13 protein-coding genes are annotated in these 13,142 nt (G+C 68.7%); 9 read left to right on the forward strand and 4 right to left on the reverse strand.

Translation table 11 applies throughout. The features are described 5' to 3' along the window. Nucleotides 1–10: 10 nt before the first annotated feature. Nucleotides 11–1,447: a calcium-binding protein gene (locus tag GCU53_RS01655; RefSeq protein WP_152386072.1), complete on the reverse strand. Its 1,437-nt coding sequence runs from the start codon at nucleotides 1,445–1,447 to the stop codon at nucleotides 11–13. Nucleotides 1,448–1,595: 148 nt separating this feature from the next. Beyond that, the gene (locus GCU53_RS01660; protein WP_152386073.1) at nucleotides 1,596–2,498 is read right to left on the reverse strand and encodes a LysR family transcriptional regulator; all 903 of its coding nucleotides are present in this window, start codon (nucleotides 2,496–2,498) and stop codon (nucleotides 1,596–1,598) included. 126 nt (nucleotides 2,499–2,624) lie between these two features. Between GCU53_RS01660 and GCU53_RS01665 the strand changes: the two genes are divergently transcribed. From GCU53_RS01665 to GCU53_RS01685, 5 genes are all read left to right on the forward strand, one after another. Beyond that, nucleotides 2,625–3,614, forward strand: a complete 990-nt coding sequence (locus tag GCU53_RS01665; RefSeq protein WP_152386074.1) for an aldo/keto reductase — start codon at nucleotides 2,625–2,627, stop codon at nucleotides 3,612–3,614. A gap of 116 nt (nucleotides 3,615–3,730) precedes the next feature. Beyond that, nucleotides 3,731–4,201 carry a (2Fe-2S)-binding protein gene (locus GCU53_RS01670; RefSeq protein WP_152386075.1) on the forward strand — a complete coding sequence of 157 codons (471 nt, stop codon included), beginning with the start codon at nucleotides 3,731–3,733 and terminating at the stop codon, nucleotides 4,199–4,201. Further along, nucleotides 4,198–6,510 carry a xanthine dehydrogenase family protein molybdopterin-binding subunit gene (locus GCU53_RS01675; RefSeq protein WP_152386076.1) on the forward strand — a complete coding sequence of 771 codons (2,313 nt, stop codon included), beginning with the start codon at nucleotides 4,198–4,200 and terminating at the stop codon, nucleotides 6,508–6,510. The genes GCU53_RS01670 and GCU53_RS01675 overlap by 4 nt, the downstream gene beginning before the upstream one ends. Then, the gene (locus GCU53_RS01680; RefSeq protein ID WP_244307002.1) at nucleotides 6,510–7,529 is read left to right on the forward strand and encodes an XdhC family protein; all 1,020 of its coding nucleotides are present in this window, start codon (nucleotides 6,510–6,512) and stop codon (nucleotides 7,527–7,529) included. Before GCU53_RS01675 ends, GCU53_RS01680 begins: the two co-directional genes overlap by 1 nt. After that, on the forward strand, nucleotides 7,526–8,128 hold the full coding sequence (locus tag GCU53_RS01685; protein WP_152386077.1) for a nucleotidyltransferase family protein: 603 nt from the start codon (nucleotides 7,526–7,528) through the stop codon (nucleotides 8,126–8,128). The genes GCU53_RS01680 and GCU53_RS01685 overlap by 4 nt, the downstream gene beginning before the upstream one ends. A 25-nt stretch (nucleotides 8,129–8,153) precedes the next feature. On the opposite strand, the gene GCU53_RS01690 is transcribed toward GCU53_RS01685, so the two are convergent. After that, nucleotides 8,154–8,768 carry a thermonuclease family protein gene (locus tag GCU53_RS01690; RefSeq protein ID WP_244307004.1) on the reverse strand — a complete coding sequence of 205 codons (615 nt, stop codon included), beginning with the start codon at nucleotides 8,766–8,768 and terminating at the stop codon, nucleotides 8,154–8,156. A gap of 42 nt (nucleotides 8,769–8,810) precedes the next feature. Here GCU53_RS01690 and GCU53_RS01695 point away from each other — a divergent pair, with 42 nt between their 5' ends. The 4 genes from GCU53_RS01695 (at nucleotide 8,811) to groL (ending at nucleotide 12,246) form a co-directional block, all read left to right on the forward strand. Next, nucleotides 8,811–9,053 carry a hypothetical protein gene (locus GCU53_RS01695; protein WP_152386078.1) on the forward strand — a complete coding sequence of 81 codons (243 nt, stop codon included), beginning with the start codon at nucleotides 8,811–8,813 and terminating at the stop codon, nucleotides 9,051–9,053. Further along, nucleotides 9,050–9,616, forward strand: a complete 567-nt coding sequence (gene phnN, locus GCU53_RS01700) for a ribose 1,5-bisphosphokinase (protein ID WP_152386079.1) — start codon at nucleotides 9,050–9,052, stop codon at nucleotides 9,614–9,616. The genes GCU53_RS01695 and phnN overlap by 4 nt, the downstream gene beginning before the upstream one ends. Nucleotides 9,617–9,687: 71 nt before the next feature. Further along, nucleotides 9,688–10,629 (forward strand): universal stress protein, encoded by a 942-nt coding sequence (locus tag GCU53_RS01705; RefSeq protein ID WP_152386080.1) that lies wholly within the window; start codon nucleotides 9,688–9,690, stop codon nucleotides 10,627–10,629. Between the two features lie 3 nt (nucleotides 10,630–10,632). Further along, the gene (gene groL / locus GCU53_RS01710; RefSeq protein WP_152386081.1) at nucleotides 10,633–12,246 is read left to right on the forward strand and encodes a chaperonin GroEL; all 1,614 of its coding nucleotides are present in this window, start codon (nucleotides 10,633–10,635) and stop codon (nucleotides 12,244–12,246) included. 217 nt (nucleotides 12,247–12,463) lie between these two features. Here the strand turns inward: groL and GCU53_RS01715 are convergent, their stop codons facing one another. Continuing rightward, nucleotides 12,464–13,090: an Hsp20/alpha crystallin family protein gene (locus GCU53_RS01715; RefSeq protein ID WP_152386082.1), complete on the reverse strand. Its 627-nt coding sequence runs from the start codon at nucleotides 13,088–13,090 to the stop codon at nucleotides 12,464–12,466. Nucleotides 13,091–13,142 lie beyond the last annotated feature (52 nt).

A 13,142-nucleotide genomic window follows, 5' to 3' on the forward strand; every position in this document is an offset into this window, starting at 1 on the left:
GGGCCCTGCTTCAGGCGAGGGGCCAGTCGGCAAGAGAGAGGGATATCCCCACGGAGGAAATCCCGCCCGCTTCGGGAAACAGCAGCATTGATCCCTCCGTGGTGAGCGCCGGGTCGTCGACGAAGGCACCATTCACGCCGGTGTCGGCGTCGAACATGAAGTCGTCCTGCGCCATGTCGTGCCTGGCGATGCCCGCCAGCCGGATCGAGCCTTCGATCCAGCTGACGAGGGTATCGGCACCGTCTTCGGCAATGGTGATGTCCTGCGGCCCGAGGTCCTTGAAGGCGATGTGGTCGAAGGCGCCGGGACCGGCCGTGAAGCCGCCGACGACCAGGTCGTGGCCGCTGTCGCGGGAGACGATGAAGGCGTCGGCGCCGTCGCCGCCATCGAGGCTGTCATCGCCGCTGCCGCCTTCGAGCATGTCGTGCCCGGCGCCCGCACTCAGCGTGTCATTTCCGGCTCCGCCCATGAGGTTGTCTGCTTTCGTCCCACCTTCCAGCCAGTCGTCGCCGTCGCCCCCTCTCAGGTCGTCCATGCCCGGGCCGCCATCGAGATGATCGTTGCCGGCGTCGCCCCGCAGGTCATCATCGCCGTCGCTGCCGGAAAGGTCGTCGTCGCCCTCCAGGCCGAGGTAGTAATCGCGGGCCGCGGTGCCGGCGAAGACATCGCGGCCCGCGTCGCCGATCCGGACATTGAATTCGTCGAAGCGGAAATCGGCGTCATCCGTGAGCGGCTCCGCTCGTGACGGAGGGGCCGCTCTTGTCGGGGGCGCGGCCCTGGCCAGGTCATCCATGGCATGGGCGCCGCCGACCGGCAGTAGGTGATTGTCCTCGGTGAACATGAAATCGTCCTGCGCCAGCTCGCCTTTGTCCACGCCGACCAGCAGCACCGAGCCCTGTCCGTCGTTCCAGCTGACTCGCGTGCCGGCGGCCGCCTGCTCGAAGTCGAGGTCGTCCGGGTGGATGTGATGCAGCGCGAGGTGATCGAAGATCCCGGGGCCTGCCTGGAAGTCGAAGATCAGGTCGTGACCGCTCGAGGGATCGACCATGAAGGCGTCGCCACCCCGGCCGCCGATCAGCACATCGTCCCCGGTGCCGCCTTCGAGATCGCCATGCCCGTCCCCCTCGTCGAGCCAGTCGCGGCCTTCCGCGCCGCGCAGGGTGTCGGCCTTGGCCTGGCCGAGCAGAATGTCGGCGCCTTCGCCGCCATCGAGGTGATCCGCACCGTCCCCGCCATCCAGATAGTCGCTGCCGGCGCCCCCGAGCAGATCGTCGTCCCGGTCGCTGCCGGGAAGAAAATCCGGATCGTTGCGACCGAAGGCGACGTTCATGCCGTCCTCGCGCGGATCGAAGCGATCGGCGCGATCCGTGCCGATGAAGAGGCGGTAGTCGTCGACGTCGAGTCGAGTGGCTTCGCTTGCCATGTCCCGTCTGAATCTGCTGACCATGAAGTAACCTCCGAGCGTTGCGGCGGATCGCTCGGCCTGCCAGGCAGGGGCAATGGGTGCATGGGCGACAGGCCGACAACAGTTACCGACTTTCGGCAAACGGCGGGGGTTCCGGCGCCTTTCCCGGCGGCGATGCCCGGTCCTGGCCTCAGAGGCCCAGTGCGCGGATGCTCTCGATCAGCTGGCGCAGACCGGGCTGGGCCTGGCGGCGGCTGGGGTAGTACATGCAGAAGGGCGGGCCCATCGACGACCACTCGGGCAGCACCGTCTCCAGCCGGCCGCTGCGCAGCTCCTCGGCCACCCGCAGCTCCAGGCAGTAGGCCAGGCCCAGGCCGTCGAGCGTGGCCTGTAGCAGGATGTCGGTCTCGTTGGCGCCGAGCGATCCGGGGACGTCCAGATGGATGGCCTGCGGGCCGTCGCCCAGCTCCCACTTGTAGGGCGTGTTGTCGCCCAGGCGGATGCGCATGCACTGGTGGTGCAGCAGGTCTTCGGGCACTTGCGGGCGGCCGCGGCGACTCAGGTAGTCGGGGGAGGCGACCACGATCCAGCGCAGCTCGCCGGTCAGCGGCATGGCGATCATGTCGCGGGGCACGGTGCCGCCGTAGCGGATGCCGGCATCGAAGCCGTCGGCGACGATGTCGACCATGCGGTCCTCGACCGCCACCTCCAGCTGCAGCTCCGGGTAGCGGGCGAAGAAGCCCGGCAGGACCGGGCCGAGCAGCAGGCGCGAGGCGTCGCGGGGCACGTTCAGGCGCAGCCGGCCGATCGGCGCGTCGCGGTGGACGTCCAGCTCGGCGAGGGCCTCGGCGATGGTCTGGAAGCCCTGTTCGAGACGTTCGGCCAGGGCGCTGCCGGCCTGGGTGGGGACCACCGAGCGGCTGGTGCGGTTGAGCAGCTTCACGCCCAGGCGCGACTCCAGGTTCTTCATGGCGTGGCTGAGCGCCGAGGTGGTGACGCCCAGCTCGATGGCCGACTGGCGAAAGCTGCGGCGCCGGACGATGGTCATGAATACGTTGAGATCGGCGAGTTCCGCGCGGGTGAAGGCCGGCATCCGAGGTCTCCCATGCTTGCCGTGAAATCAATGGATTATTGAACCTCATTCAACGGTACATGAGATAGATTGATCCGCTTCTCTCGGACTCCGCTGTCCGCCGCTCGTCTCGCCAAGGAGGATCTCATGAGCATCGAAACCATCCGGATCGACGGCGTCGCCACGCCTGTTTCGCGCATCGGCCTCGGCACCTGGGCCATCGGCGGCTGGATGTGGGGCGGTGCCGACGATGCGCGCTCGGTGGAAACCATCCGCAAAGCCGTCGAGTCCGGCATCAACCTGATCGACACCGCGCCGGTCTACGGCTTCGGGCATGCCGAGGAGGTGGTCGGCAAGGCCCTGGAGGGCATCCGCGACCAGGCGGTGATCGCCACCAAGGTGGCGCTGGAATGGTCGGATAGCGGCATCCACCGCAACGCCACGGCGCGGCGCATCCGCCAGGAGATCGAGGATTCCCTGCGCCGCCTGCGCACCGACCGCATCGATCTCTACCAGGTCCACTGGCCCGACCCATTGGTGCCCCACGAGGAGACCGCCCGCGAACTGGAGAAGCTGCGCGCGGAGGGCAAGATCCTCGCCATCGGTGTGAGCAACTACTCGCCCGACCAGATGGACGGCTTCCGCCGCTTCGCCCCGCTGGCCACGGTGCAGCCGCCCTACAACCTGTTCGAGCGCGCCATCGAGGAGGACGTGCTGCCCTACGCCAAGGAGCACGGGCTGGTGGTGCTGGCCTACGGCGCTCTGTGCCGCGGCTTGCTGTCCGGGCGGATGCGCGCCGACACCAGCTTCGAGGGCGACGACCTGCGCAAGGTCGATCCCAAGTTCCAGGCGCCGCGCTTCGCCCAGTATCTGGCGGCGGTCGAGGCCCTGCGCCAACTGGCCGCCGAGCGCCACGGCAAGTCGGTGCTGGCCCTGGCGATCCGCTGGATTCTCGACCAGGGGCCGACCATCGCCTTGTGGGGCGCACGCCATCCGGGCCAGCTCGCTGGCATCGACGAGGCCTTCGGCTGGAGGCTGGGCGCGGAGGACCTGCGCCGGATCGACGCCCTGCTGGCCGAGCACGTCAAGGACCCGGTCGGCCCCGAATTCATGGCGCCGCCGGCGCGCCAGGGCTGAGCAGCTCTGCGTCGAGGTTTCGTCGGGCGCCGGTCATCGCTACAGTTCGCCAGCGCTTTCCATGCTCGGGGATCGTCCCGGGCGCCTTCCCAAGGAATCAGGACCACGACATCGTCATGCTCACCCTCAACCTGAACGGCAAGGATCATTCCCTCGATGTGCCGGAAGACATGCCCCTGCTCTGGGCCATCCGCGATGTCGCCGGCTACAGCGGCACCAAGTTCGGCTGCGGCATGGGCCTGTGCGGCGCCTGCACCGTACATGTCGACGGCCAGGCCACCCGCGCCTGCGTCACGCCGGTAAGCGTGGCGGCCGGCAAGAAGATCACCACCCTCGAGGCGCTGCACGCCGATCCGGTCGGGCAGGCGCTGCAGGCCGCCTGGCTGGAGCTCGGCGTGGCGCAGTGCGGCTACTGCCAGGGCGGCCAGCTGATGACCGCCACCGCGCTGCTCAAGGGCAACCCAAACCCCGACGAGGAGCAGATCGAGTCGGCGATGGCCGGCAACGTCTGCCGCTGCGGCACCTACAACCGGATTCGCGCGGCCATCCAGGTCGCCGCCCGGAAGCTGCGGGAGGGCAAGGCATGAGCAGGACGGACATGGACGACTTCGCCGTCGCCAATCTCAGCCGGCGCGGCTTTCTCAAGGGCGTGGCGGCTGGTGGCGCGCTGCTGATCGCCGCCAGCTGGGGCTGGCGCGAGGCCTTCGCCGAGGAGCGCAAGTACGGCGCCGACGGCATGGAGCACGGCTGGGTCGACGATCCCAAGGTGTTCCTCGCCCTCGGCGCCGACGGGCTGGTGACCTTCGTCTGCAGCCGCTCGGAGATGGGCCAGGGGGTGCGCACCAGCCTGGCCATGGTGGTCGCCGACGAGCTGGAAGCCGACTGGGCGATGATGCGGGTGGCGCAGGCGCCGGGCGACGAGCAGCACTACGGCAACCAGGACACCGACGGCTCGCGCAGCATGCGCCACTGGTTCGAACCGCTGCGCCGCTGCGGCGCGGCGGCGCGGCAGATGCTCGAGCAGGCCGCCGCCGAGCGCTGGCAGGTGCCGGTCGGCGAATGCCGGGCGCAGGAGCACAAGGTCGTGCACGTCCCGAGCGGGCGCAGCCTCGGCTACGGCGAGCTGGCCGAAGCTGCGGCGGCCCTGCCGGTGCCGGCGCGCGACAGTCTGCGTTTGAAGGCGCCGGAGCAGTTCCGCTACATCGGCAAGGAGTCGACCCGCGCCATCGACGGCGCCGACATCGTCAACGGCCGCGCCGTCTACGGCCTCGACCCGCGCTTCGAGAACATGCTCTACGCGGTGGTAGCCCGCCCGCCGGTCTACGGCGGCAAGCTGAAGAATCTGGATGCGAGCGCCGCGCTCCAGGTGCCGGGCGTGCTCAAGGTGCTGGAGATCGCTGGCTCGCCGCTGCCCTCCGAGTTCCAGCCGCTGGGCGGCGTGGCGGTGGTGGCCGCCAACACCTGGGCGGCGATCAGGGGCCGGCAGGCCCTGAAGCTCGACTGGGAGGACGGCGCCAATGCCGCCTACGACTCGGTCGCCTACCGCCAGGCCATGAGCCGGGCGGCGAGAGCGCCCGGCAAGGTGGTGCGCGAGGCCGGCGACGTGGAGGCGGTGTTCGCCGGGGGCGGACGGCTGGTCGAGGCCGAGTACTACATTCCGCACCTGGCCCAGGCGCCGATGGAGCCGCCGGTGGCCACCGCATACTTCGCCGACGGTGCCTGCGAGGTCTGGGCGCCCAGCCAGGCGCCGCAGGTCACCCGCGAGCGCATCGCCGAGCGCCTGGGCATCCCCTTCGACCAGGTGAAGGTCAACGTGACCCTGCTCGGCGGCGGCTTCGGCCGCAAGTCCAAGCCGGACTTCATCCTCGAGGCGGCGGTGCTGGCCAGGGAGTTCCCCGGCCGCCATGTGCGCGTGCAGTGGACCCGCGAGGACGACCTGCAGCACTCCTACTTCCATACCGTCTCGGTGGAGTACCTGCGCGGCGCCCTGGACGCCGACGGCAAGCCGAGCGCCTGGCTGCACCGCAGCGTGGCGCCGAGCATCGGCGCGCTGTTCGGACCGGACCCCAGGCACGAGAACCCCATCGAACTGGGCATGGGCTTTGTCAGCATGCCCTACGCGCTGCCCAACCTGCGCCTGGAGAACCCCGAGGCGGCAGCCCACACCCGGGTCGGCTGGTACCGCTCGGTGTCGAACATTCCCCATGCCTTCGCTGTGCAGAGCTTCATCGCCGAGCTGGCTGCCGCCGCCGGCCGGGACCACCGCGACTTCCTGCTGGAACTGCTCGGGCCGGCGCGCCGGATCGATCCGCACAGCCTGGGCGACACCTGGAACCACGGCGAGTCCCCGACGCTGTACCCCATCGACACCGGCCGCCTGCGCGCGGTGGTCGAGGAGGCGACCCGCCAGGCCGGCTGGGGCAGGGAACTGCCCAGGGGGCGCGGCCTGGGGCTGGCGGTACACTACAGTTTCGTCACCTACGTCGCCGTGGTGCTCGACGTGGAGGTCAAGGACGACGGCACCCTGGTCGTGCACCGGGCGGACATGGCGGTGGATTGCGGCCCGCAGATCAACCCCGAGCGCATCCGTTCGCAGATGGAGGGCGCCTGCGTGATGGGTCTCGGCAACACCGTGGTCAGCGAGATCGCCTTCAAGGACGGTCGGGTGCAGCAGAGCAACCTGCATCAGTACGAGGTGGCGCGCATGCCGCTGGCGCCGAAGACCATCGCTGTGCATCCGGTCCGCCCGGCCGGCGAGGTGCCGCTCGGCGGGGTCGGCGAGCCGGGTGTGCCGCCGGTCGGTCCGGCGCTGGCCAACGCCATCTTCGCCGCCACCGGCAGACGCATCCGCGAGCTGCCGATCCGCAACCAGCTCAAGGGCTGGCGGGAGGCCTGATGGACAGCGCTGACCTGAATGTTTTGCGCAGCGTGCTGGCCTGGCGGCAGGCCGGCCAGCGCGTGTTGCTCTATACGGTGGTGCAGACCTGGGGCAGCGCGCCCCGGCCGCCCGGCGCCATGCTCGCCCTGCGCGGCGACGGCATGCTGATCGGCTCGGTGTCCGGCGGCTGCATCGAGGACGACCTGATCGAGCGGCTGCGCGACGGGCGCAGTGCGCCGGGCCGGCCGGTGTCCCTGGTGACCTACGGGGTGACCCGTGAGGAGGCGGCGCGCTTCGGCCTGCCGTGCGGCGGCACCCTGCGCCTGACCGAGGAGGAGGTGTTGGAGACGGCCTGGGTCGAGGCGCTGCTGGCGCGCTGCGAGAACCACGAGCTGGTCGCCCGCGAACTGGATCTTTCCAGCGGCGCGGTCAGCCTGCACGAGGCTTCCCGCGGCGATGCCCCGAGTTTCGACGGGCAGCGTCTGCGCGCCGTCTACGGGCCGCGCTGGCGCCTGTTGCTGATCGGCGCGGGGCAGCTGTCGCGCTACGTCAGCGAGATGGCGCGGATGCTCGACTTCGAGGTGCTGATCTGCGATCCGCGCGAGGAGTTCGCCTTCGGCTGGGAGGACGGTACCGCCCGCTTCGTGCCCGGCATGCCCGACGACGCCGTGCTGGCCATCGAGCCGGACGAGCGCACCGCCATCGTCGCGCTGACTCACGATCCGCGCCTCGACGACATGGCACTGCTCACCGCGCTGCAGTCGCGCGCCTTCTACGTCGGCGCCCTCGGCTCGCGGGTCAACAGCGCCAAGCGCCGCGAGCGCCTGGCCTTCCTCGGCCTGGCGGCGAGCGACATCGAGCGTCTGCACGGCCCGATCGGCCTGCCCATCGGCAGCCGGGTACCGGCGGAGATCGCCCTGTCGCTGCTGGCCGAGATCGTCGCGCTGAAGAATGGGGGCGGCAAAGACGGGATCGTCAACGGTAGGGTCGCCTGCGCCGCCCAGCCGGCCCCGCAGGCGAACGGGCAGCCGGTATGAGTGGCGTCTGCGCCGTGCTGCTGGCGGCGGGGCAGGGCAGCCGCTACGGCGCGGTTGCCGGGGCGGGCGAGGACAAGCTGCTGGCACGCTGCCACGGCCGCGACGGCAGCGAACGGGCGGTGCTGGAGCATGCGCTGCTGGCTCTGCGGGCGAATCTCGAGCGGGTCCTGCTGGTGACCCGTCCCAACAATGGCGGGGTGATCGCCCTGGGCGAGGCGCACGGCTGCGAAGTCCTGAGCCTGGACTCGGCCGGGATGGGTCAGAGCATCGCTGCGGCGGTGGCGCGGACGGCGGACTGCGCGGGCTGGCTGATCGCCCTGGGCGACATGCCGTTCATTCTGCCGTCGACCGTGGCGCGTGTGCTGGGTGCGTTGGAAGAGCAGCCGCTGGTGGTGCCCACCTGGCAGGGGCGCTACGGGCATCCGGTCGGCTTCGGCCGCATCCACGGGGCGGCACTCATGGCGCTGGATGGCGACCACGGGGCGAAGCGTCTGCTGCGCGAGGGGCCGGTGCTCGAACTGGCGGTCGAGGATCGCGGCGTGCTCTGGGACGTCGATACGCCCGCGGCGCTCGGCTTCGCAAAGGCTTTGCCCGGCTGAGCCGCGTCCAGCCGGGCAGGGCGGCTCAGTGGCGCTGTTCGTCCTGCGGCACCCAGTTCAGGCGGCGCATGGGACAATCCGGCGTTCCGGAGCGCCCGGCACAGCTCGAAACCACCGTATGCAGAGTCTGCTGCTTGCTGTTGCTCCAGATCCAGGGGGCCACGATGTCCTTCCTGGGCTGGCCCCAGAGCCCGCAGCGCTCCCGCTTGGCCTCGGCTTCCACGGGAAGCAGCTCGGCAAGCGGCGTGGCCTCGTCGTGGGCGACCCAGGCCGCGCCACGGCGGATCATTTCACGGTTGATGTCTTTTCCCTCGACGAACATCTGCGCGACGCTACGTCCGGCTAGGTCACGGGCCTGCACCTGCAGGATGGCTCGCTTGCCGAGCGCCAGCTTGGAGAGGGTCTGGCGGGCCTTGTCGCTGTAGGGCTGGTCGGGATTGGGGGCGTCGATGTTGGCCAGACGGACGTGGATCTGCCAGTCGTCGGAGGTGACCACGCTGAGGGTGTCGCCATCGAGGACTTCGACCACCTGGCCGGTGATCTCCTCGGCCGGGGCCTGGGTACTGCCCAGCAGCAACAGCATGGAAAGCAGGCTGCCTTTGACGGTCGCCTGGTTTGCAAATGGGGTGCGATAAATCATGTACTCGCCTCCTTGCGGGGGGCCCCGTTCCCCGTGATGTGAATGCTCTTGTTCCCAAGCCATTCGGCTGAAATCATTGAACCCGGTCACATACTGGGCAAGATGCTAGCTAATGGCTTTGGTGATGGCAATCATTATCTTTTCAAGGGACAACCTGCATTAACCGAGAGCAAGCAATCCCTTGAAAACTTCAATCGCTCTTCGGATGACACCATGATTCTTGTGCTTTTGCCGGAACGCCTCGGCATATCGGTTCACCGCTACGGTGGCGAAAGGGGGAGATGAACGTGCATGGCAGGCTGTTCTACCTGATGGGACCCTCGGGGGCTGGCAAGGATTCTCTGCTGCTTCGCGCGCGAGAACGGCTCAGCGCGCGCTCCTGTCTCATTGCCTCGCGCTACATCACCCGCCCGCCCGAACTGCGCGGGGAAAATCACCTGTGGCTGAGCGAAGCCGAATTCGAGCAGAGGCTGGCACTCGGCACCTTCGCCTTGCACTGGAGCGCCAATGGTCACCGCTACGGCATCGGCCTGGAGATCGACTGCTGGCTGGAGCGGGGGCTGGATGTGCTGATCAACGGCTCGCGCGCCCATCTGGAGCAGGCCCGGCTGCGCTACGGCAAGCGTCTGGTGCCGCTGCTGCTGCAGGTCGATCCGGCGTTGCTGCAGCAGCGCCTGAGCGCCCGCGGCCGGGAGACGCCGCAGGAGATCGCCGCACGGGTCGAGCGCGCCCGGCGGCTGTCGGCGGAGCGGCCGGCGGACGCCATCGTCATCGACAACAGCGGTGAGCTGGAAATGGCGCTCGCCCAGCTCCTGAAGGCCGTGCAGCAGCACTCTCCGTCCGGGTAGCGCGCTGCGAGCCGCTCTCCGGCAGGCCTACTACTATGAAAGCATGGCCTGTCACCCCGGAGGATCTCTCCATGAGCCAGTTCCAACGCCTGTTGCTGGTCGTCACCCCGGACATGTGTCGAACACCGGCCTTCGAGCGCGCCGCTGCCCTGGCCAGGGTCAGTGGCGCCCCCCTGCACATGGCCCTGTTCACCTACGTGGAAACCCTGGCGGCGGTCGGCCGGTTCAACCCCGAGGGCATGAAGGAGGCCGTGGACAGCTACCTGGGCGGACATCGCGAGTGGCTGGAGGAGGAAGCGTCGATCCTGCGCAGCCAGGGCCTGCAGGTGACCACCGAGGTGGTCTGGACCAAGCATCCGGCGGAGGAAATCATCACCCACGTCCAGGAAATGCCGGTCGACCTGCTGATCAAGGACGTGCGCCCGGAGTCGGCGGTCATGCGCGCCTTCGTCACGCCTCTGGACTGGCAGCTGCTGCGCCGCTGTCCCGTGCCGCTGCATCTGGTGACCGATGCGCACAACCCGGTGCCGCTCAAGGTGGCGGCGGCGGTCGATCCCTTCGTCCATACGGAAGGGGCCAGCGAGTTCAACGACCGGATCATCCGCGCGGCCGGCGATCTCGCCCTGCAGTGCAATGCCGAGCTGCACCTGCTGCATGCCTGCAATGCCCAAGGCGGTCAGCCCTTCGGCAGCGCCACCCTCAACCTGCCCTGGCTGGGTACGCTCGGGGCAAAAATGAAGAGCACGGCCCAGGAGGCTTTCCGGCTGCTCGCCGACCGTCACGGCGTACCGGAGAAGCAGCGGCACTTCCTGCTGGGCCCGCCGGTTCCCACCCTGACCGATTACGCCTGCCGCCACGAGATCGACGTGGTGGTGCTGGGCAGCAGCCTGCGCAAGTCCCTCGAGCAGGAGATTCTCGGCAGTACCAGCGAGGCACTGCTCTACCGGCTGCCCTGCAGCGTACTCGTGGTTCATCCGGAGGGGGTCGGCGAACTTGATCGCTACGGGAGGTGAAGCATGGCAAAGACCCGTATCCTGTTCCGCAACGCCGCGCGCGAGAAGGTCCTGCAGGGGGCGACCCAACTGGCCGACGCGGTGCGTGTGACCCTGGGGCCGAAATCCAAGTCGGTGCTGATCCAGAAGCAGTGGGGGACGCCCTCGGTCTGCAACGACGGCGTGACCATCGCCAAGCAGGTGGACCTGGAGGATGCCGAGGAGAACCTCGGTGCGGCGATGCTGCGCCAGGCCGCCGAACGCACTGGCGAGACGGTCGGCGACGGTACCAGCACCTCCACGGTGCTGGCCCAGGCGATCTTCGCCGATGGCGTGCGCAACGTGGTCGCCGGCGCCAGCGGCATCGACCTCAAGCGTGGCCTCGACCGCGGCCTGCAGGTGGCTGTCGCGTCCCTGCAGGCGCAGTCGCGCCCCGTGGTGGCGCGCAAGGAAAAGGCCCAGGTCGCCAGCATTTCCGCGCACAACGACGCTGAGGTCGGAGAACTGGTGGCCGAGGCCATGGAAAAGGTCGGCGGCGAGGGCGTCATTACCGTGGAGGAGTCGAAGACCACCGAGACCATCCTCGAAGTGGTCGAGGGCATGCAGTTCGAGCGTGGTTATGTGTCGCCGTACTTCGTCACCGACCCCGAGAAGATGCAGGTGGTGCTGGAGGATGCCTTCGTCCTGCTCTGCGAACAGAAGGTCAGCCTGCTGCAGGACCTCATCCCCCTGCTGGAGGAGGTCGCCAAGGCCGGTCGGCCACTGCTGTTCATCGCCGAGGACATCGAGGGCGAGGCCCTGGCCACGCTGATCCTCAACCACATCCGTGGCGTGCTGCATGCCGTGGCGGTCAAGGCGCCGGGGTTCGGCGACCGGCGCAAGGAGATGCTGGAGGATATTGCCGTGCTGACCGGCAGCGAGGTGATCAGCCGCGATCTGGGACGCAACCTGGCGGACACCACGCTGGCCCAGCTCGGCCGCATCCAGCGTGTGGTGGTCGACAAGGAGAGCACCACCCTGATCGGCGGCGCCGGCGACTCGGCGGCGCTCGAGGCGCGGATGAAGCAGATCCGCGCGCAGATCGACAAGACCGGCAGCGACTACGACCGAGAGAAGCTGCAGGAGCGCCTGGCCAAGCTCTCCGGCGGCGTGGCGGTGATCCGCGCCGGGGCGCCGACCGAGGCCGAGATGAAGGCGCGCAAGGACGCCCTGGACGATGCCATCTCCGCGACCAAGGCGGCGATCGCCGAAGGCATGGTCCCTGGCGGCGGTCTGGCGCTGCTGCGCACGGTACCGGCGCTGCTCGCCGAGGAGGCGCAGGTCGAGGGCGACGAGCGCACCGGCTTGCAGATCCTGCGCCGCGCCCTGGAAATGCCGGTGCGGACCATCGCCGAGAACTCCGCCGTGGACGACGGGGTGGTGGTCGCCCGGCTGCTGGCCGAGGAGGGCAACGTCGGCTTCGATGCGGCGCAGAACCGCTATGTCGACATGTTCGAGGCCGGCATCATCGACCCGACCAAGGTGGTGCGGGTGGCCCTGGAAAATGCGGTATCGGTCGCCAGTATCCTGCTGCTGACCGAGGCGACCATGACCGAGCTGCCCGAGCCCAAGCCCCTGGAGCCGCGCCTGCCGGAGTGAGACGTGGGCTGCGCTGCCGGCGAGGCATCGGCTATCGCCGGCAGGCGGGATTCCTGCCGACAATCACGGGAAAGAAAAAGGGGAGGGAGTCCAGGCCCGAGCCTTGAGGAAGGCTTGGGCTGGGGCGCCATCGGTGAGGGCGGCCGTTGCGGCGGCTTGATCACCTCGCGCCCCAGAGACCTGTATCAGATGGACCGTTCAGCCGGGAGCCGCTCGATCAGTGGGTGGTGGTTTGTTGGCTACCGGTGTCCTGCTGCTGCTCGGTCGCTTCCCCGCGCTTGATCTCGATGGACTTCTCCGGCTGCTGCGCCTCGGGTCGTTTCGGCAGGGTGATGCTCAGCACGCCCTTGTCGAAGCGGGCTTCGATCTTCTCGGCATCGACGCTGTCCGGCAGGACGAAGCTGCGCTGGAAGGCGCCGTAGCTGCGCTCGGAGAGGTAGCGGCCCTTGCTGCTCTCTTCACGCTCGTTCTTCTTCTCGCCCTTGAGCATCAGGTTGCCGTTGCACAGCTTGAGCTCGATGTTCTGCTCGTCCATGCCGGGCAGTTCGGCCGTGATGAGAATGGCCTGCTCCTGATCGACGATGTCCACCGCAGGCATGCTCATGCCGGTCATGCCTCCTGCACCCCCACCCCGGCCGAAGGGCTCCATCAGACTGCCGAAGTTGAGGCCGCTGCGTCCCATCGACCCGAACGGCGACATGCGATCGAAGTCTTCGAAAAGATGATCGATCTGCCGGCGCAGGTTGGTCAGTGGACGCCAGGGGTCGCTGCCGGAAAAGGCAGTGGGTTGCTGGGACTGCTGTTCCCGGTTGACGGGAACGTTTTGTTGTTCTGCTTGAGCCATGGTTATTTCCTCCATGTCGGAATGGATAGAAAGTGCAACCGCACCACAGTCA

The sequence above is a fragment of the Azotobacter salinestris genome (assembly GCF_009363155.1).
Lineage (GTDB): Bacteria > Pseudomonadota > Gammaproteobacteria > Pseudomonadales > Pseudomonadaceae > Azotobacter > Azotobacter salinestris.

Excerpts from the sequence above, each read along its gene's own strand:
- GCU53_RS01715 (WP_152386082.1), bottom strand. The coding sequence starts at position 13,090 with ATGGCTCAAGCAGAACAACAAAACGTTCCCGTCAACCGGGAACAGCAG.
- GCU53_RS01665 (WP_152386074.1), top strand. The coding sequence starts at position 2,625 with ATGAGCATCGAAACCATCCGGATCGACGGCGTCGCCACGCCTGTTTCG.
- GCU53_RS01655 (WP_152386072.1), bottom strand. The coding sequence starts at position 1,447 with ATGGTCAGCAGATTCAGACGGGACATGGCAAGCGAAGCCACTCGACTC.
- GCU53_RS01690 (WP_244307004.1), bottom strand. The coding sequence starts at position 8,768 with ATGATTTATCGCACCCCATTTGCAAACCAGGCGACCGTCAAAGGCAGC.
- groL (WP_152386081.1), top strand. The coding sequence starts at position 10,633 with ATGGCAAAGACCCGTATCCTGTTCCGCAACGCCGCGCGCGAGAAGGTC.
- GCU53_RS01660 (WP_152386073.1), bottom strand. The coding sequence starts at position 2,498 with ATGCCGGCCTTCACCCGCGCGGAACTCGCCGATCTCAACGTATTCATG.
- GCU53_RS01675 (WP_152386076.1), top strand. The coding sequence starts at position 4,198 with ATGAGCAGGACGGACATGGACGACTTCGCCGTCGCCAATCTCAGCCGG.
- GCU53_RS01670 (WP_152386075.1), top strand. The coding sequence starts at position 3,731 with ATGCTCACCCTCAACCTGAACGGCAAGGATCATTCCCTCGATGTGCCG.
- GCU53_RS01705 (WP_152386080.1), top strand. The coding sequence starts at position 9,688 with ATGAGCCAGTTCCAACGCCTGTTGCTGGTCGTCACCCCGGACATGTGT.
- GCU53_RS01695 (WP_152386078.1), top strand. The coding sequence starts at position 8,811 with ATGCTCTTGTTCCCAAGCCATTCGGCTGAAATCATTGAACCCGGTCAC.
- phnN (WP_152386079.1), top strand. The coding sequence starts at position 9,050 with ATGAACGTGCATGGCAGGCTGTTCTACCTGATGGGACCCTCGGGGGCT.
- GCU53_RS01680 (WP_244307002.1), top strand. The coding sequence starts at position 6,510 with ATGGACAGCGCTGACCTGAATGTTTTGCGCAGCGTGCTGGCCTGGCGG.
- GCU53_RS01685 (WP_152386077.1), top strand. The coding sequence starts at position 7,526 with ATGAGTGGCGTCTGCGCCGTGCTGCTGGCGGCGGGGCAGGGCAGCCGC.